This window comes from Paenibacillus paridis (assembly GCF_006345825.1).
In the GTDB taxonomy this organism is placed as follows: domain Bacteria; phylum Bacillota; class Bacilli; order Paenibacillales; family Paenibacillaceae; genus Pristimantibacillus; species Pristimantibacillus paridis.
Genome location: NZ_VCIX01000090.1, coordinates 142940 through 162629 on the forward strand (window position 1 = coordinate 142940; position 19690 = coordinate 162629).

A 19690-nucleotide genomic window follows, 5' to 3' on the forward strand; every position below is an offset into this window, starting at 1 on the left:
TGACCTTACATTTCATTAGACACCGGAGGGCGGCAAAAAGCCACATGCGAAATGAAAAATATGAAAGTAAAATGGGGGTAAAGGCCTTTTATAAAAAATGAGCAACCCCAAAGCTATTTGCTTTTTCAATCGCTGTAGATCGGGATAGTAGGTTGACGTTAGAATAGTTGTATAACACCACGGCAGTGGGAGAAATAAGGTGAGATTGGTTATGTATTTAAAGTATTTCGAGTTAGACTTGCCCTATGTTATTAATAATGAAAAGATAAAAGTAATGGTGGATGAGAGAAATATTGATTTTTATGACGCAAGTAAATCTGATTATGAATTAAATTGGGCTGGAAAGAGACGTTCTTTTACACTAGAGACTCGTTGTATTACTGCAATGTTTGAACGCTTGTTTAATAAATTTAAGACAGAAAAAATTAGGAAGATTCTCGTGGAATGTGTAGAAAACATTGCTGATGAAAGAATTATTAATTATTCTGGGATAGCAACAGTACAAGTTAAATTTGATTTGTTATATTTTAATTCAGCAAATGAAACTACGAAAAGAAAAATTACTCTCAAACTGTTGATGAAAGGTATAGCAAGAATATGTGAACATGAAAATTGGGATTGTACACCATTTAGAGCAGTGTCAAATATAATAGAGGAATCATCCTATATAAATGAATGGATTTGGAAGAAAACCATAAAAAGCCCCAATAAGATTTTCAAAGCTAAAGTAATATGCCATCACTTTGTTGAAACAATGGATATTTTCATATCTATTATTCAACAAGATGGAAAGGAATTGCTTTTGGAAAAAGTCATAACAGAACTTCCGCACGAATTTGCATATGCTAAGCATTTAGGGGAACTTAGGTGGATTTCTAATTTTGAAGTTGCTTTAATAAATAATAAAGGCGATGGGATGGTATCAGTAACAATACATAGTATTAGTTAAATTCTAGAACCTTTATTGGCTTCGTGCCTTTCAAAGTTTCTTATTTGGTGGGGGTTGTCATATTCTACACGAAGAAACAATTCTTCAAATACCAAAACCAAACGGGAGTGAACTATGCTCAACTTGTAAGAAAAACTGAATGTGACTTCCCATTCTGGACAAAATAGAGTCTGGTTATTGATCATACTCTAGCATAGACTAACAAGAAAATACTTGGGAAAATCATATAAAAAATCAATAAATAATGATCAAAAACACAAGATTAGAATATCCGAGTTGTAAGAAGTGGAAGAAATAGGGGGCACTTATTTTCTGGATTCATTTCATGCATTTAATTGCGTTGGTGATGTATCGATTATTCAGGCGTGGCTAATACCAATAACTTATAACGAAGCGAATTTCATAAAGCAAAATGGATGGGAAGAATTCGAGGATATGCTAGTGAAAGTAGATCCTGACTTAATTAATTTTAAACGTGCAAGTATCATTATTTAAGAGAGCAAAAACTTCATTAACCTTGATTGGCTTAATGCCCTTTAAGGTTTTATTTTATTTGGTTGGCATTATACTTTACCGAGTATATTCTTGTCGAGATTTGTATATTTTACTTTAAAAGTTAATGTTAGAATAAGATGAACTATGGCGCTGTTCGTTTTTTAGTAGTTTGAAAGGTTAATGGAGGATTGGGAACGTTGCCGCAAGAAGAGGGAATTAAGCTAAAAGAATGGCTAAAAGGGACTCCGATAGAAGTTATGGCCTTTTTACATATAGCTATATCCATTACGGAACAGGTTCATATGGCACATAAGCAGGGCAGTATCCTAGGTGATTTAAATCCTGCTCATATTCGGATTGATTCGGAAACCCATTTGGCTGTGATTGAAAGTAAGCGTGAAACGGATTACGTCTATATCTCACCAGAACAAACCGGAAGACTTAACCGTTCGCCTGATGAGCGCAGCGATTTATATGTGCTGGGCATAATCTATTATGACATGCTTGCAGGGAAAATACCGTTTCAAGCTGATAGTACGGAGGAATGGTTACATGCTCATCTAGCTATTATTCCCACCCCCTTGATCGAGCTTCGCCCTGAGCTTTCTGAAACGCTGGGGGCTATTATTATGAAGCTGCTGTCGAAGTCGCCAGGGGAACGTTATCAGAGTGCATATGGGCTGCTAGTCGATTTGAAAAGATGTATTTCTTCATTAGTAGATAAAGGTCATATCGTATCCTTTGACATTGCTCATGCAGATGAGGCAAGCCGTTTCCGCTTGCCGGGAACACTATTTGGGCGTGAGGCGGAAGACGAGCTGCTTCGTGAGGCTTACGAACAGGTTCGTTCTGGCGAATCTGCATTCGTTATCGTTAGCGGTCAGGCGGGAAGCGGTAAAACTGCACTCATCCGGCAATTTGAAGTGTCTGTTACAAAGATAGGCGGTAAGTTCGCAGCCGGAAAATGTGAACTGAAGAATCGGGATATCCCACTGTCACCCATTCTTCAGGCGCTTCGTTGGCTAACTAAACAAACCATGAGCGAAGCACCAGCAAGGTTGAACTTGGTGAAGTCTAGATTAGCGGAAGAATTAGGGCAAGGAGCTGGCGTTATTACAGCTCTACTGCCGGAGGCGGAAACGCTTTTTGGTGAAATTCCTTCTGTAGAAGCACTTCCACCTGCTGAAGCCTCCATACGACTCCGCCGCCTGCTTCCTATTTTCATCAAAGCCTTTGTAGACAAAGAACATCCGCTTGTTTTATTTCTAGATGATCTCCAATGGGCGGATTCGGCTACCGTGGAACTTCTTCGTACCTTTTTGCAGGATAAGCTGCTGCATGGATTGCTCCTAATAGGCGCTTTCCGTGAGGAAGCGATGTCAGAAGAGAGAAGCGATGGGGAGACTCATACTGCTGCAGCATTTTGGATGGAACACTCCCTGTCCTTGAATGTGGACGAAACTCCGATATCCTTCCATCATATCGCATTGCCCCTATTATCCTATATCGATGTGAGACATTTTGTATCGAAAATTCTAAACGAAAATACGGCTAGGGTCCGTTTGCTTGCGGAGTCGCTTTACCATCGAACGGGTGGTAATCCCTTATATTTGCACCATCTTCTAGACAGCCAATATAGGGAGCGCAAGCTCTATTTCGATGAGGAAGCATCGATGTGGGCTTGGGAAGCAACTATTGTGACACAGATGCCTGAAGATCCCGGTATCCTTCATTTAATAGATGATCGTATTCGGAATCTCGGAGCAGAAATGATGGAGTTGCTTGCCATTGCGGCGGCTATCGGACATCGATTTCGTCCTTCTATGATTGCACTAGTAAGCGATTGCCACGTCAGCCATACAAAAAACTTATTACATTCTGTCGAGGCAGAAGGTTTATTGTATCAAGAGTATGACGCTAATGGAACGGATGACGGTTATTATACTTTTTTACACGACAAGGTACAGCAGGCAGCTTATAAGTTAGTTCCTGAACCAGCGAAAGCGGGCCTGCATCTCAAGATTGGACGAGTGCTGCGGATCTATTCACCTAATCAGCTGGAACAAACGATTTTCGATATGGTTTATCATTTGAATTTGGGAAGCCATGAGATAGCGGATGAGGCGGAGAGAAGCGAACTAGCCGAATACAATCTTCAGGCAGGGTTGAAATCGAAGGCTACGACTGCATTTGCGGCTGCTCTGCATTATTTTAATATGGGCATGCGCTTGGTTCAAGATGACGGCAAGGGAACGCATTCACTTACTTATCGGTTGATGCTGGAGATGCCCGAGTGTGAATATATGTGCGGCCGCGCGGGTGTTGCGGAAGAACTGCTAGAGCGGTTAATGCTGCGTACAACAGATGTGGTTGAGCGCTCTCGTATTTATATGATATGGATTGGCATGAATAGTTATTTAAAAAGAGATGATATAGCCGTAACTATTGGGCGGCGGGCGCTTGAGGAATTCGGGTGGAAGCTACCGCTGAAACCTTCTAAAGCAGTGATCGCCAAGGAATTAATGCTGGTACAAATCGCGCTGCATAACAAACGTAAGGAGCTTGCGCGTTTACCCATAAATCGTGACCCTCATTATAAAGCGTTGTCTGATCTCGTAATGGCTATATCGACGTCAGTATTTACGTTGAGCTTGGAATTGACTGCCGTTTTGTTTTCAAAATTCATTCGCTATGGTCTGAAGCACGGAAACAATGAATCATTTGCCTATTTACTGGCTGGCTACGGCTTGGTCATTCTTAGAAATAAAATATCTTTGTTCCATACCGGGCTATACTATATCGATACGGCAATCCTTCTCTCTGCCTCATTTGAAAGCGCAGACTTGCAATGCCGACTGAACTATATCAGGGGACTTGCTAGGCTTCAACAAAATCCGGAAGAAGGCGTCGAGCATTTTGAAAAATCGATTCGTTATGGGATGGAATCCGCCAATTTAACTTATGTGAGTATTGCTATGCTGACAAGCACGACAACCCATACGGGTGATTTATATGCGTTGTCTGCGCGTATTTCAGATTATGAAAAAATCTCTCAGATGCTTGTAGATCAGGTAACGCACAACATATTCCGGATCGCAAGAGATTATGTAACGAGACTGCAGGGCGAGGACAAGGAAAGTGATGAAGTTGCTTTACCTTTACAGAGCGTGCGCTCAGAGGAGACGCTGAATCATGAAGTCTATTATATTTGTACGGGCCAAATCGAAATTGCGTATTTGGAGAAGCGGTATCGCGACGCGCTTGACTGGGTAGAGAAAGGCCGTTTTAACACGTTTAGGCAAACACGGATGCAAGTTCGCAAGCAGCATATTTATCACTCTTTAACGCTTGCTGCTATGTATAGGGATTCGTCGAAAGGGGAGCGTAGGGGCATTCGTCTTAAGCTTAGCAAACAATTGTATGCCATGAAAAAATGGACCGGCTATTTCGGACAGGCATCTTCGGCTTATCTGCTCATCAGAGCAGAGTTAATGCATATCGATGGGAATCTATTAGCAGCAACAAAAGGATATGAGGATGCGATTCGTGTTGCACGACTAGAGTGCCAACCATTAATGGAGGGGATCGCTTTAGAGCGGGCTTCGTTTTTCTATAGAGAAGCGGGTAGTGCGATCGGGGCAGATACGCTTATGGCGGATGCCTGCGCTGCCTATTTAAAGTGGGGGGCTGTTGCCAAGGTCAGGAAGCTGAGAGAGACATACCCCGGGCTGCGATCGGAACCTGTTGAACCGCAGGCACCACATAGGACGCTAGAGAAGATTGATGTTGAAGCGTATGAAATGGGGCGGAAAACAATGCCCTTATTCGGTGACGAGAGGTCGCTCTTACAGCAAATTTCTGTTTGGTCCCGTAGTGAGGGAAGCCAAACGGTAGTAAATCGTTTTCTTGAAACCGCTCTTCGATATTCTGGCGCAGAAAAGGGATATGTACTGAATAGTGATGAAGATCGTTTTTCTATTATCGATCACTCAGGTGAAGTGGCAAATGCTGAAGAGTCCTTGGTATACGCAGGGCCTATAGCTCGTTATGTGATCAAAACTGGCGAGTCGATTGTGCTTGCAGATGCTTCGCGCAGCTCCTACGCCGCAGATCCTTATATTCGTCGAAATGAGTCGAAATCTGTTCTTTGTATGCCAATTCTTATACCAGGCGGAACGTTGCTATCCGTTCTTTATTTGGAAAACAACCTCATCTCCGGCGTGTTTACCGAAGAGGTAGTGGATATGCTAGGCCTAATGATTAGCCAGATGGTCTACCTAAAATCTCTAGAGGAATCCAAGGGACAGATAAGTACGGTAAGTGTTGCAGAGCTTAATCTTGAAACTGTTCCTAACGAGCAACGGGAGCAACAGCCAGAGCAACAGACAGAGCAATTGCCAGAGCAACTGACGAAACGTGAAGCAGAGATTCTTTACGCGCTGACGGATGGTTTGTCCAATAAGGAAATCGCCTATCGATTTGGTTTAACAGAAGGAACGGTAAAAAGTTATGTTTTTCGAGTATATGGAAAGCTAGGGGTGAAACGTCGTGCGCATGCAATTGTGCGAGCAAGAGAACTTCAACTCGTAGATTAATCGTATTGAATAGATAGTCGAAAAAGCCAATATTAACGCCCTAAAGCGTGCTAATATCGGCTTTTTCGACTTTATTTGCGGAATGCTAACTTTAGTTAGTATATTTCTTTAAACCTTAAGCCTATGATTAGGTCTTTGGGCAGTGCTTTGAAAAATCATTAAGCGGGAGTGAAAGAATGGTATGGTACAGAGAACAGGAACAGATAAGAAAAGGGGAAAGGCTAGTCTAATAGGATTACTGTGTTTCGTAATAATAATTTCATTATTTGGTCCTACGACGAATCCTTCTCAAGTGTTTGCGGCGTCAGATTTTAGTGGAGGAAGCGGAGTGATAGGCAATCCTTACATTATTACGACTCCTGATCAGTTAAATAGAATTCGTAATTATTCGGGTAGCCATTTCAAGCTCGGAGGAAATATTGATTTAACGGATTACCTCTCGGTAGCGGGTGCTGGGTATAATGGCGGGCAATATTGGGCGCCTATTTATTCATTTAGTGGCACACTCGATGGTGATGGTTATGTGGTTAAGGGATTGAAAATAAACAGGAATGTAACCTTTCTCGGTTTCATTGGAGAACTAATGTCAAGCTCAATTATTAGAAATATTGGGTTTGTAAATGTGGATGTAGTAAATGCTACGTATTTTACGGGTGCTATTGCAGGTACTCAAAGGTCATCTTCAACGATATCCAACAGCTATGTGACGGGTAAGGTTAAAGGAACCGATTATACAGGAGGCATAGTTGGATACCAAGATAATGGCAAAATTCTAAACAGCTATTCAACTGCTAATGTTACCTCGACAGCAAGTAATGTCGGTGGTGTAATCGGACTTGAATATAAAAGTTCAAGCACAAATAGTTATGCTGCAGGTAACGTTACAGGTAACTATAACCTAGGCGGATTTGCAGGAGGCACGTATTTTGGTGAAAATGTTAGCGTACACGTTAATACTTTTTATGATCGCGAGGTTTCAGGGCAAACGGATAATTCCGGAAAGGGAGCTCCGAAGTCAACTGCTGAAATGAAGACACAATCTACATTCTTGGGCTGGGATTTCGACAATGAGTGGTTTATAAAAGAAGGCCACTATCCAGAGCTGCAAGTTTTCTTAGCAGAAACGCCTACAGCAGATATTGAAGGCGGCTCTGTTGTGTGGAATTCAGAGATAGAGCTTAGCAGCGAGACGATAGGCGCAGCTATCTATTATACGACAAACGGCGATGAGCCCACGTTGAACAGTACACTTTACCATTCGCCTATCGTGGTAACGGATGATATGACCATTAAAGCTATTGCGGTTAAGGGAACGGTTTATAACGAAGCAATGGTTGAAAGCTACACAGTAACAGGAAGAGCAGCAGCGCCAACAACAGGCAGTTTAGTGCCAGGAACCAATGTAGACACCACACAATTACACGGTGTAACGGATGCGATGGAATACAAAGTTAATCATGGCAGTTACGTTGCTGTTGCAGCAGGTGCTACTTCTGTAGATAACATTAGCGTACAAGTTGGAGATACAATATCCGTCCGTACAGCAGCAGGATCTGGTTATCCAGCAACTGATGCGCAAGTATTAACGGTTGGTCAAGCAGACATTCATCCCAAAAGCACGGTGTCAACGTTAATCTCGACGATTGGAACCGTTAGCACAGGCGGAACGGTGAATGAAACGATCAAGGACATTCCGTATGAAACAACGTTAGCTGTGTTTAAGGATGCAATTACACCGGCAGCGGGCGCGACTTTTAAAGTCTATGAGGCGAATGGAATAAATGAGGCAACATCATTAGCAACGGGCAATAAGGTCATTGTTACAGCACAGGATCCAACAATGAAGACCACATACGCAGTAACCATGCAAGAAGGTTCTCCAGCAGGTTATTTGTCACAAGGAACAGATGCTGACACCACAAGCTTAAATGGCGTTACGGATGTGATGGAGTACAAAGTCAATAACGGGAATTACGTTGCAGTTACAACGGGGGCTACTACTGTAGATAACATAAGCGTACAAGATGAAGATTCGATTACCGTCCGTACAGCAGCTACTTTAGATCATATGGCATCTGTTGAACAAGTATTAATCGTTAGTTTAGAGGATATCAAGCCAAAAAGCACAGAGTCAACGTTAACCTCGACGATTGGAACAGTAAGCACAGGCGACACAGAGAATGAAACCATAACGAAAATTCCATATGGAACAACGTTAGCAGCGTTGAAGGCAGCAATCACACCAGCAGCTCATGCCACATTTGAAGTTTATGAGGCTAATGGAATAGACCAAGCTACTACTTTAGCAACAGGCAACAAGGTTATTGTGACAGCGCAGGATGCAACAACAGTGACTACTTACACCTTAACGGTTCAAGCGGGTCCTCCTGCGGGGAGTTTAGCTCCAGGAACAAACGTGGATACTACGCGTTTGAGTAATGTTACGGATGCAATGGAGTACAAAGTCAATAACGGCAATTACATTGCCGTAGCAATGGGAGCCACTTTTGTGGATAACATTAGTGTAGAAGAGGGAGATACGATCACCGTCCGTACAGCAGCTACACTAGATCATATGGAGTCTTTTGCACAGCTTTTAACGGTTGGACTAGCGGACATTCATCCGAAAAGCACAGCATCTATATTGACCTCGACGATTGGAACAGTAAGCACCGGCGCAACAGGGAATGAAACGATAACGAATATTCCTTACGGAACAACGTTAGCTGCGTTTAAGGCAGCGATCACCCCAGCAGTATATGCGACGTTTGAAGTCTATGAGGCCAACGGGATAGACCAAGCGGCTACATTAGCTACAGGTAGCAAGGTCATTGTTACAGCGCAGGATGAAATTACGAAAACTATCTACACCATAGCGGTGCAAGCAGGTCCTCCAGCGGGGCAACTGACACCAGGAACTAACGTTGATACTACGCGTTTGAATGAGGTTACAGATGTAATGGAGTACAAAGTAAATAACGGGAATTACATTGCCGTAGCAACGGGTGCCAATTTTGTAGATAACATTGGTGTAGAAGAAGGAGATACGATCACCGTCCGTACAGCAGCTACATTAGATCATATGGCATCTGTTGAACAAGCATTAATCGTTGGTCTAGCGGACATCAAGCCAAGAAGCACGGCGTCTACATTGACTTCGACCATCGGCACAGTAAGCACCGGCGCAACAGGGAATGAAACGATAACGAATATTCCTTATGGAACTACGTTAGCTGCGTTTAAGGCAGCGATCACCCCAGCAGCCCATGCGACTTTTGAAGTCTATGAGGCGAACGGAGTAGAGATAGCGACTACATTAGCGACAGGCAACAAGGTCATTGTTACTGCGCAGAATGCAACAACGGCAACCACTTATACCGTGACAGTGGAAGCAGCACCACTAGTGCCAACACCGACGGCACCAACAGGACCGACACTAACGCCAACCCCAACGCCTGTTGTAAACAAACCGATTTACAATGACAAAGTGGATAAAAAAGCAGTTGCTGAAATTAAGCTAAAGGCTGAATTAGCAAGTTCAACAACCTTTGCAGATGTGAAAATGAATTCATGGAGTTATGACGACATTGACTTCGCTACTCGTGCTGGAATTGTAAAGGGATATGCAAACGGGACATTCCGCGGTGAGGCGAAAGTCACTCGTGGGGAATTTGCTCAAATGCTTGTAAAAGCACTTGGATTTACAGCTACAGGAACTCAAGTGGTTACAGATGCAACGGGCCATTTTGCTGAAAATGCCATTAGAGCCCTTTTAGAGAAGGGGATTATGACAGGTTATGCGGATGGAAGCTTTGAACCTAATCGTGTCATTACACGAGCTGAAATCGCGGCATTATTGGCTAGAGTGCTTGATTTAGCACAGTTAGATACAAACGCTAAATTTGAGGATATTAATGGCAGCTGGGCGAAAGATCAAATTAACGCTTTAGGCAATGCCGGTATTATCAATGGCAAAACAGAGCATGAATTTATTCCAAATGCTAACGCTTCTAGAGAAGAATCGGTTGTTTTGATCGTTCGACTTCTCAAGCTGGTATCAACGGAATAAATAGCAATTAGTACAATAGATACCAAAAGCACACTGAAGCACCGTTCCCCAAAAGCATGCTAGTCATGCTTTTGGGGCGGTGCTTATTTTTATTTTAATAGGAGTGAGGAAATGGAAATGAGGTATAATTATTGAGGGTCATTTGAAACAATACGATTCAAACTTCAATAATAATGATGATCGCGCTTGCGCTCTCTTGCCTCTAGCGTAATATCGTTTAAAGCGAGGAACATATGAAAAAAATAAGCATGAAACGGACGCTGCCCGTCGTTTTTACTATTATTATGATCATGATCAGTATCATCATTTTAAAATACGATATGTATGAACAAAGAATTCTGAGTTTCAAAATCACAACGAGTTTTTTGGTCTGCTATATACTGTTTTATGAATTTCAATATATTGCGTGGTACGAGATTAAGTCTACTTTGAAAAAAATAAATAAAATAATTTTAATTGGATTGTATTTGTTTTCACTTTTTTTAGGAGTGGTTACAGCAGTAGAATTTGGAAATCTTTTTGTGGATACATTTTTGATTAGTTACCAAAGTAAAGAAATTACAGTGTTAAGCAGCGAATCGAGATACAGGGATATGAATAGTGTTTTGGTCATCATAGATAATGAATTAATGAAATTCTCTTTAGCACCAGGATATGTACAAGTAGAGGATAACTCAAAATATCTCGCCCATGTGTTTGTCAAAAGCAAAATAGTTATTCCTGTAGAGGGGCCTCTGAAATAGCTTTTGAACTACATGATCATATATGCTTGAACTAAGCAGGAGGTTGAACGTGAGAAAATATTTATTTGTTTCTCAAAAGTAACGAATAGCACACAAATAAGAATAAGCAAATTTTCAAATGATTGCATTTATATGAAAAATAGAAACGGGCTTGTTCCATATTTACGTACCTTTTGGCCAAAAGAAATCGAGGGGTAAAACGGAATGCCTAACTAATTAATCCGCAACCATAACAGGTTACGGTTTTTTTTGCATTTCTTAGCTTAAGTAAGAACCACGTATGCTCATAGAATGCTCTAATTCATATAATTTAATTTCCAATTACAGGAAATAAACTCGATTGCAATTTAAATGAATAAAATATAATTTCTTAATACTTAAAGAGATTTAATTTTACAATGCGCTGATATAGTAATCATAGAATAATAATTTCACTACGGGGAGCAGGAAAAATAATGAAAGCAAAAGTATTTCGTAAAACAATCGTAATCGCGTCAATAATGTCATTGCTAGGTGGAGGGTTACAAACTGGATTTGGTCCCAATAATCATGTCTACGCCGTAGATGGTTCTACGCCATCCGCTATCGTTGAAGATTTTGAAGATGGAATCTCAGATGTAAAATTTAACCCTAAACGCATGTATAATGCTACGCTGCATCTGGAAGATAACAAGAAGCTTGTAAGGAATGGACAATATTCAGCTAGAATTGATTACGATATGATTGGCATCGTAGATAACCCCTCTCAAATTGAAGTAGGGTACAAAACGGGAAATATTCTAGTAACCGGTTACCCTACTAAAGTAGGCATGTGGGTTTACGGGAACAATGAAGGACATTTGCTAACGACGAAATTCAGAGATGGTGGCGGATCTTCATTCCAAGCAGAATTTTATGATCAGAATCAAATGGGCATAGACTGGTCTGGATGGAAATATATCGAGGCGGCTGTTCCGCAAGGCAAGCCAGGTCCGATTGTCCTTGAATTGTTTTTCCAATTGAAACAATCGAATATGAGCAAGAAAAATAAGGGCTCTATTTGGGTAGATGATATTACCTTTATCTATCAAGAGGTTGATGAGGATAAAGATGTTCCCACCATTAAACCTATATCGCCTATCCCAAATGAAGTATTGAGCACTCCGCTTGACGAATTAAAGGTTGAGCTAGACGATAACGGATCAGGTTTGGATTTGGATTCATTATCGGTTCTTTTGGATGGAGCGGATATTACGGATCATGTGCAATATTCTGAAGGAACGCATTTATTAACTTATCCTGGAAAAAATGTAGACGGCGGTTATCATGAGCTAGCTATTGAAGTGAAGGATAAAGCGGGGAATCCGGCAGGAAAAACATACGCCTTCACAGTGAATGCCGGAGAACGTTTGTACATGAATGCTGCCAAAGAAGCTGTAAGTAATGAAATTTATTCTGTTAAAGTCGGTATCAAAGATTACTTGAATGCAGACCAGGCTGAATTCGCATTAAATTATGACGCGAGTACGCTTCAAGTTGAAAGCATTACTCAGGCAACCGGAGTTGTTCTAACCTCAGAGGTTGATAATGTGCACGGAGTTGTTCAGGTAGCACTTCATAACGTAACGGCAGCAGCACAGGAGGTCGTGACGGTTAACTTCAGAGTGAGCCCTCATGCTGCGTTAGAGCGCGGTGAATATTACAAATCCGTAACCATGAGCAATACAAATCTTACAGCTGGCGGAATTCAGACTAGCTCGCCATTAGCTGCTCCTATTCACTATACAATCGCATTTCCATACCAGGTGGAAATGGCGGGAGTCGGTTTAGGCACGCCTTCTACTTTTACAGTAGTAGACCATGAGGGCAAGCCTTATGAAGGCGCCGATATTGTTTTCATTGGATTGTTAAAGCAAAGCTCTGTAGTTACGGTTAATACCGTAACGTCTAACGTATATGAGGATGACGATACGTCTTCTCCTGTAGTTATGGTTGCAAAGGCGGGTGAACGTTACTATGCTTCAGCAGAAGCTGAGGACGGATTGTTTGAGATTATTTTTGCAGATGGCAAAACCACAGGTTATATCTCTGAATCAGACGTTAGCAAGCAGCTATTGAACGGCAGCCTAGGTAAAACAGATGCTAAAGGACAATTAACGACAGACCTAACGACATTGGCACTTGGAACCTATCAGGTTCAAGCAGTCAACGGTGATAAGAACAGTAAGGTTGTCAATTATGAAGTCGTAGAGCAGTACGGTACAGATACACCTCAAAATGTTCAAACTTACGTGGCAGAAGATCTGTCTTCCGAGCTAAGCGCTGCTTGGCAAACAAAGCCAGACCAAACCATTACTTATCTTCAATACATTGAAGCTAGCGAGTGGGGAACGGGTGTTAACCCTGATATCGATCATGTCAAACAGCATGAAGCTGAGAGTGAGCTTCAAGTGCTTAGCATGAAGGAAAATGGAACGAAGGGCGAAATTCGGTTTCATAATGCCTTAATCGAAGGCTTGAAAGCAAATACTGCATACAAATATCGCGTAGGCTATGAGGGCAATTGGTCGGAGTGGCATGAATATTCGACAATTGACCAAGATAAAACAACACCGACCTCATTCTTGTATGTTACCGATTCTCATACGAATCAATCGCAAGGAATTAAAGCGTATCAAGAACTTATGACGAGTGCATTGAAACAACATCCATCCACACAGTTTGTTATGCATGGCGGGGATATGGTTGATGTTGGCGGCGCATTTGAAGAATGGGAAAAGTTCTGGGAAGCCTCTTCGGTCTATGCAACAAAAATTCCAACTGCTCTAACATTAGGTAATCATGATGTGAAGAGTGAGGGGAAGGAAGTATTCACCAAGGGAGCAAATTTTCCAACGAACGGGCCAGAATCTCAGCTTCAATATGCTTACTCTTATGAGGTCGATGATACCCATTTTGTCGTATTAAACTCAGAGGGTACAGAGGAACAAATGATTGAGCAAGCAGCATGGCTCAGAGACGATTTAGATAAAAATGATAAAAAATGGACGATCGCTATGTTCCACCGTCCTGCCTACCATACAGAAAATGGTCGAGAAACGCTGGTGGAGTATACGCAAACGTATTTTGCGCCAATTTTAGAAGAGAAGAAAGTGGATTTGGTTCTCGTTGGCCATGACCATGTGTATGCGCGTACCTATCCAATGCAAAATGGAAAGCCCAATAAGGCTACAAATGAAGGCACCGTATATCTAGATGGCGGTGCTTCGGGCTGGAAATTCTACGATGGTACTCAGTATAATTATTTGAATTATATTTTTGATGAAGACGTGCCGGTATATTCCGCTATTGAAATTTCTGAGGACGGAATCCATGTGGAAGCACGCACGAGTGCAGGAAATAAGATCGATGAGTTTACTGTCGTGAAAACTACCGAAATTGAGCCTACACCAACACCAACACCGACAGCAACGCCGTCACCGACACCAACAACGTCACCGACACCAACAACGTCGCCGACACCAACAACGTCGCCGATGCCGACAACGCCGACAACACCGACAACACCGAAGCCGACAGCATCACCAACACCAACACCAACGCCTACAGCGACGGTGACACCGGCGCCAACAACAACACCGACGCTTTCGAAGCCTGTCTTCAATGATAAGGTAGATATGGACGTAGTTAAGGCCATTGTGGAAAAAGAGAAATCTGCTCCTGCCGTTAGCTTTAAGGATGTTCCAGCGTCTTCATGGAGTGCTTCGGTAGTGGAACGCGCTGCTAAGATGGGAATTGTAACGGGTTATAGTGACGGCTCTTACCATCCCAATGAGCAGGTCACTCGCGCTGAGTTCGCTACAATGCTTGCCAAAGCTTTTGGTCTAAAGGGTTCAAGCAGTTCCGCTTTCTCTGATGCACAAGGGCATTGGGCATCAGAAGCGATTGCAGCATTGCAGGCTAACGGGATAATCACAGGTTATAGCGATGGTACTTTCCATCCCAATCAAGCTATTTCCCGTGCTGAGATTGTGGCTATGCTTGCTCGATTGACGAACTATGTTCCTAGCGCATCCAATCTCTTCTCGGATGTAGTTACGAACTGGGCTTCTGAACAAATCAACGCATTCGCAAATGCAGGCATCGTAAGCGGCAAAGGCAATGGATCGTTCAAACCGAATGAATCTGCATCCCGTGCGGAGTCAGTTGCGATGATCATTCGTTTGTTGGATAAATTGCTGGAGCAATAAGTGAAAATTTAAAAGAGAGCAGTTAACCTAAGAGGGTGTCCCGGAAGCATATGGCTTTCGGGACACCCTTTTATCTAGGTAGGATTCACTACAATGCTCTATTCCATCAGAATCCCGTTAACGAACGTCATCGTTTTGTCTTTAAATTCAATGATAAAGGTGTTGGGGCTCTCCATCTCGTTATTCAAGTGAGTACCTACCATAACCTCATTTCCTACGTTATCCAAAGGGTTATGAAGCAAGCCTCTAGGCGTGTAGCGACTTACGTAACCGATGACATTGCCTTCCTTATCTTTGATAAATTCACTTTTACTCGAGAACACCAGATCTTGGCTTTTCTTCTTCAAAGTCAAATTTATTTCCAGAATTCCGTTGTTCTTCTCGTAAACGATGTTTACATCTTTAGACGACACTGGGAAACCAATGACAAAGAGCCCAAGTATGGAAGCAGCCAATACGAGTACCGCAGCGATGGAAATTACAATCGCCTTGGTGTTCTTTTTCTTAACCTTCTTTAAGTAATTTAGTTTCTCCACTTCTTCGTTATCAACGACGGGTAGGGTAAGACCAGTGGTTTCAATCATTTCCTTATAAAACTGGTGACACTCTTCACAGGTTTGCAGATGCTTTTCGATTTCTTCGTTACTATGATTGGAAGTTAGCTTTTCAATATAAGAAGGCAATAAATCCCGTACAATATCGCATTTCATAATGATCTTCCTTTCATTAATTTTTGTTTTCCCCTGTAAAAGGTTACTCTTGCCCATGTCTCATCCTTGCCAAGAATTTCGCCAATTTCCTTAAAGCTGAATTCACCGGTCATGCGCAGATACATGACTTCTTTCGTATGGGGATCAAGCAAATGAAGCCTTTTGAACAAATCCATTTTATCCTGAGCTAAAATAAATTGTGATTCCGTGGAATCAGAGTCCACCAAGGCGGTATCTTCTATATTGTCGTGCTGCCTCTTGTTCTGCTTGTCCAGCTCCTTGTACCAGACATGCTTGGCAATTTGGCAAAGCCACACGTATACTTTGCAGGTACCATCGTATCGATGTATGGACTTTATGGCTCTATAAAAGGTTTCTTGGGTTATTTCCTCAGCCAATAAATGATTATGGCAAAAACTAAAGACGAATTTATATACTTGGGTCGAATATTCCCTGTATAATTCCTCGGTGTCCTGCATCTGTTCACCTCCTCACGCTATATATCCGAAAATAACGGTAAACGTTACAGCTTGCTTTAAAAATATTTTTGATTTTAACCAAAAGGCATCCGTTTTTCGATAGAATTTAAGTGACTGTAATCATTGAATAGGAGGATTTTATCTAAATGGCATATATTGAAATAGGTTTAAAACTAGCAGTATTTATAATCGTTATTTCACTATTCTATAGCCTGGTACGTTTCCTGGTCCAAAAATATTTAAATGACTTCTTTCAAGGTTTTTATAAAACGATACTAAAAGTTATGAAAAGGATTTTTCGTAAAGCAGGCAGATACTAGAGTCTACCTATTGAGGAGCCGCTCTGCGCCAAGCATATGTCCGTTAATGCTTAGTATATAATAAAGCGAAATTTTGGATTGTTTATTTTGATTTCTTTTGTAGTTGATTGAAGATGAGCAAATGATCTATCTTAACGGAATACTTCACTTCTAATTGTCTGTGACAGCTTTTAAATAATTCTACCAATTGGCAAAAACTGGGCACATATGTAGCTGGAGACGTGGTAAATGGCACGGAGGCATGGGAGCATTATCAGAAGGTAAAGCCTGATATTGTGATTACAGACATTCGCATGCTAGAGAAGATTACAACAAATTTCCGGGTCTTCCATCACGGTTCGTTTTTAGAAAAATAGATTTGATAGAATGTAGTAGGCAAAAGGGCAAAAGTAAGCAACGTAAGGAGAACCTGTCGGGGGGTGCTCCTTATTTTTTTATTTTTAGGTTGTATTCATACCTGACTGAAACTTTTCAATGGCTAATTGCATTTGAATGATGTGGATTTACCATCGCGTGATGACGCTATAAAGTTAAGTAACATATTGAATACCAAGTCGTACATGGGAGCGTGAAGGGTAAATATGAAAATGGAAGTAGCAGCAGCTGAATGTGCTGATAAAGAAATGAAATTTATAACGTTTATGGTTGAGACTTTAACCGATAGTGACATTCGAGTTCTTCAAATTTCTTTGAAATCGGCATATATGAATGGTTATATACATGGAACAAAAGATACCAACGATTTCAATAAGCAGTAATATAAATTGAGTTTCTCATTAATCTCGTTTCTCGTTGTTTGTTATCAATTAACAGAAAAAACCGCCTTTTCAAGACGGTTGGTTTAAGATGACTGAGTTATCGTTCTTACGTTAGTTGAGTAACCTCTACTCTAGAGAAATGTATGACCAGCATTTTCTAATACTGATTTTGCTTTACCTGTGGAATCAACTTTAATCAACAAATAGTCAGTATTAAAAGTTGACATAGCAAAAATGCTTATATTATTTTCCGCCAACGGATTGGCCAGAGAAGATAATATACCTGTTAATGCAAAATCTAATACTCCCACTACTTTTATGCATTTCCAATCATGTTCAACATTTTTTAGTAGTTCATCGGAAACATTTGAGGTAGGACATACAATAGAAAGTTCTTCATTTGTACGTGTAATTGAAAAAAATTCTCCTTTTCCCGCCCAGGAAGGGATTGCTTCTGTTGGTGACAATTTCACAACAGAGAACTGTGTGTCCAAAATAACTAGATTCATAATGGTCTCCTTGTATTAGAGTTTTGTATTCTGAGGTATTATGCCCCAACTGCTTAAGAAGAATTATACCATTGAGCAAACATGCTCGCTCGTTAGCTTAATGAAGAGAATTAACATGGAAGTTAAAGGAGACCTCGAATGAGACGATTATAGGTATGCTAAATCATTGTCGGATGACAAGAATATGTACCGATTGCCGATGAATAAGGAATCCAGATGACAAAACGGTTGTACTGAAATGTAAAAACTCATGTAAAGGTTAGTAGCCGGAGTTTTTTTGCATACAGATCAACAATCAAGCGCATTTTGCATCATTCGGGGCAGGCGTTTTGGAAACTCGCCGGTTTCTTCGTAAATGTGAATATCATCTTCACATTCTTTAATTCTTGGAATGAAACCAGGTGCCGACGCAATGATTGATGAATGTCTCATAAGAATAGTCGAAGTATCATTAGCCAATACAGATGATTATAAAGCCCTTAAAACCAGTAATGATATCTCGCTGCAAGTATTGACGGAGTTCGCTTATCCAGCTGATTTTCATCTGATTAAGTTTTTGAAAGAGCAAGGAGATATGAGCTTGCGTGAGTATCTTTCGATCAAGAACAAGGAAAAGGAAAAGGTATCTTTAGTGGAATATGTACCAAATCCGTTCATTGATCCGTTGGCAGATTAGTGAGATATTGTCTCAATATTCCATGTAGCGGCTTATTAACTTAATATTAGTTAATCTAAAATATACATTATAATAAGTAACCATAATACTTTCTGGACTTTACCTATTTTTGAATTTCTAGGATATCCTCGTAAGCGTACATTGTCTCCATCTTTCATATGTTAAGCTTCACCCCAAAACCAAGCAGTTTGGGTTGCCGTCAGGGAAAGATTCAACGTTGCAAAGCGTAAATCGAAGTAAAACGATACAACATATTGAATATTGAGGAACTTGTGGTGATGTATAGACACCACCGCGCATCGAAATTTTACCGCTTTTTCTTTTTGAATACACCTAATAGCACCGCGAAAATTATAACAACGATTAAGAAACCACTCAATGATATCACCTCTCTTTGGAATTATAGCATGTTCTGCCTGATGGAAGAGGATAAATATAGGATCATGAATTATATCATGACTCTTAGGGAGTTGAACAAAATTGGTTAAGCGATTTTCATGTTGTCGGTAACAGGACCATAACTAGATTAAGTACAAATTGGGAGGAAGAACATGGATATACTCTATAAAAAAATACAGCAGATGAGACAAAGACCAGGAATGTATATAGGGAAAAAATCTTTACTTCTACTTCATGCATATCTGAATGGTTATATAGCCTATCATAATGAAATAAATAAAGAACCTAATTGTTTTTTTCTTGCTGAATTTCAAGAATATATTCAAAGGCGTTTTAATTTATATACAACTCATAGTTGGGCAGATATTATTATCTCTTTCTCTCTTAATGATGAAGAAGCATTTGATAGGTTTTATCAATTATTAGATGATTTTTCTCTGAAAGTACAGAGTTATTGAATAGGGGCACTAACTAAATCGAAAGAATTTTATTTAACCAAACTGCAGATTACAATGGTAGGAATCTTATTGATTTATTTGAATTGAGTAATTTTATAAACGATTGTAGATCAGGTAGCTGTATTCATAATCAGGAATTGTCCGATGAAATTAGTAAAGGGTATGTTGAAAAAGGGAGTTATTAAAATAATCTAAGGAGTGATTGTCACGAAGGGGAATTTTAATTTTAAGACAAGCTTAGAATCAGAAATATTTAGTCTAATGATAGCGCAGCTTATGGTCGAGCAGTTCCAAATTTCTG

General features: G+C 40.8%; 11 protein-coding genes. 8 read left to right on the top strand and 3 right to left on the bottom strand.

Features of this window, described 5'->3' with window-relative positions; translation table 11 throughout:
- The first annotated feature begins 199 nt into the window (after positions 1-199).
- The 5 genes from FJQ58_RS19960 to FJQ58_RS19985 all read left to right on the top strand — a co-directional run bounded on the left by FJQ58_RS19960 (position 200) and on the right by FJQ58_RS19985 (position 15080).
- Positions 200-949, top strand: coding sequence for a hypothetical protein (locus FJQ58_RS19960; protein ID WP_139996531.1), 750 nt, complete (start codon positions 200-202; stop codon positions 947-949).
- A 692-nt stretch (positions 950-1641) separates the two neighbouring features.
- Positions 1642-6039 carry a helix-turn-helix transcriptional regulator gene (locus tag FJQ58_RS19970; RefSeq protein WP_139996533.1) on the top strand — a complete coding sequence of 1466 codons (4398 nt, stop codon included), beginning with the start codon at positions 1642-1644 and terminating at the stop codon, positions 6037-6039.
- Positions 6040-6220: 181 nt separating this feature from the next.
- A complete protein-coding gene (locus FJQ58_RS19975; RefSeq protein WP_139996534.1) occupies positions 6221-10108 on the top strand; it encodes an S-layer homology domain-containing protein in 3888 nt (1295 codons plus the stop codon).
- Between the two features lie 428 nt (positions 10109-10536).
- Positions 10537-10851, top strand: coding sequence for a hypothetical protein (locus FJQ58_RS19980; RefSeq protein WP_139996535.1), 315 nt, complete (start codon positions 10537-10539; stop codon positions 10849-10851).
- Positions 10852-11306: 455 nt separating this feature from the next.
- Positions 11307-15080, top strand: a complete 3774-nt coding sequence (locus FJQ58_RS19985; RefSeq protein WP_139996536.1) for an S-layer homology domain-containing protein — start codon at positions 11307-11309, stop codon at positions 15078-15080.
- A gap of 98 nt (positions 15081-15178) precedes the next feature.
- Here the strand turns inward: FJQ58_RS19985 and FJQ58_RS19990 are convergent, their stop codons facing one another.
- Positions 15179-15790: a zf-HC2 domain-containing protein gene (locus FJQ58_RS19990; RefSeq protein ID WP_162341628.1), complete on the bottom strand. Its 612-nt coding sequence runs from the start codon at positions 15788-15790 to the stop codon at positions 15179-15181.
- Positions 15787-16269 carry an RNA polymerase sigma factor gene (locus FJQ58_RS19995; protein WP_139996538.1) on the bottom strand — a complete coding sequence of 161 codons (483 nt, stop codon included), beginning with the start codon at positions 16267-16269 and terminating at the stop codon, positions 15787-15789. Before FJQ58_RS19995 ends, FJQ58_RS19990 begins: the two co-directional genes overlap by 4 nt.
- Positions 16270-17170: 901 nt before the next feature.
- On the opposite strand from FJQ58_RS19995, the gene FJQ58_RS32395 reads away from it, so the two are divergent.
- The gene (locus FJQ58_RS32395; protein WP_162341630.1) at positions 17171-17347 is read left to right on the top strand and encodes a hypothetical protein; all 177 of its coding nucleotides are present in this window, start codon (positions 17171-17173) and stop codon (positions 17345-17347) included.
- A gap of 131 nt (positions 17348-17478) precedes the next feature.
- On the opposite strand, the gene FJQ58_RS20000 is transcribed toward FJQ58_RS32395, so the two are convergent.
- Positions 17479-17856 carry an ACT domain-containing protein gene (locus FJQ58_RS20000; RefSeq protein WP_139996539.1) on the bottom strand — a complete coding sequence of 126 codons (378 nt, stop codon included), beginning with the start codon at positions 17854-17856 and terminating at the stop codon, positions 17479-17481.
- A gap of 412 nt (positions 17857-18268) precedes the next feature.
- Between FJQ58_RS20000 and FJQ58_RS20005 the strand changes: the two genes are divergently transcribed.
- Both FJQ58_RS20005 and FJQ58_RS20010 read left to right on the top strand, forming a co-directional pair.
- Entirely contained in the window at positions 18269-18532 is a 264-nt protein-coding gene (locus FJQ58_RS20005; protein WP_139996540.1) for a hypothetical protein, read from the top strand.
- A 551-nt stretch (positions 18533-19083) separates the two neighbouring features.
- On the top strand, positions 19084-19389 hold the full coding sequence (locus FJQ58_RS20010; RefSeq protein ID WP_139996541.1) for a hypothetical protein: 306 nt from the start codon (positions 19084-19086) through the stop codon (positions 19387-19389).
- Positions 19390-19690: the final 301 nt, after the last annotated feature.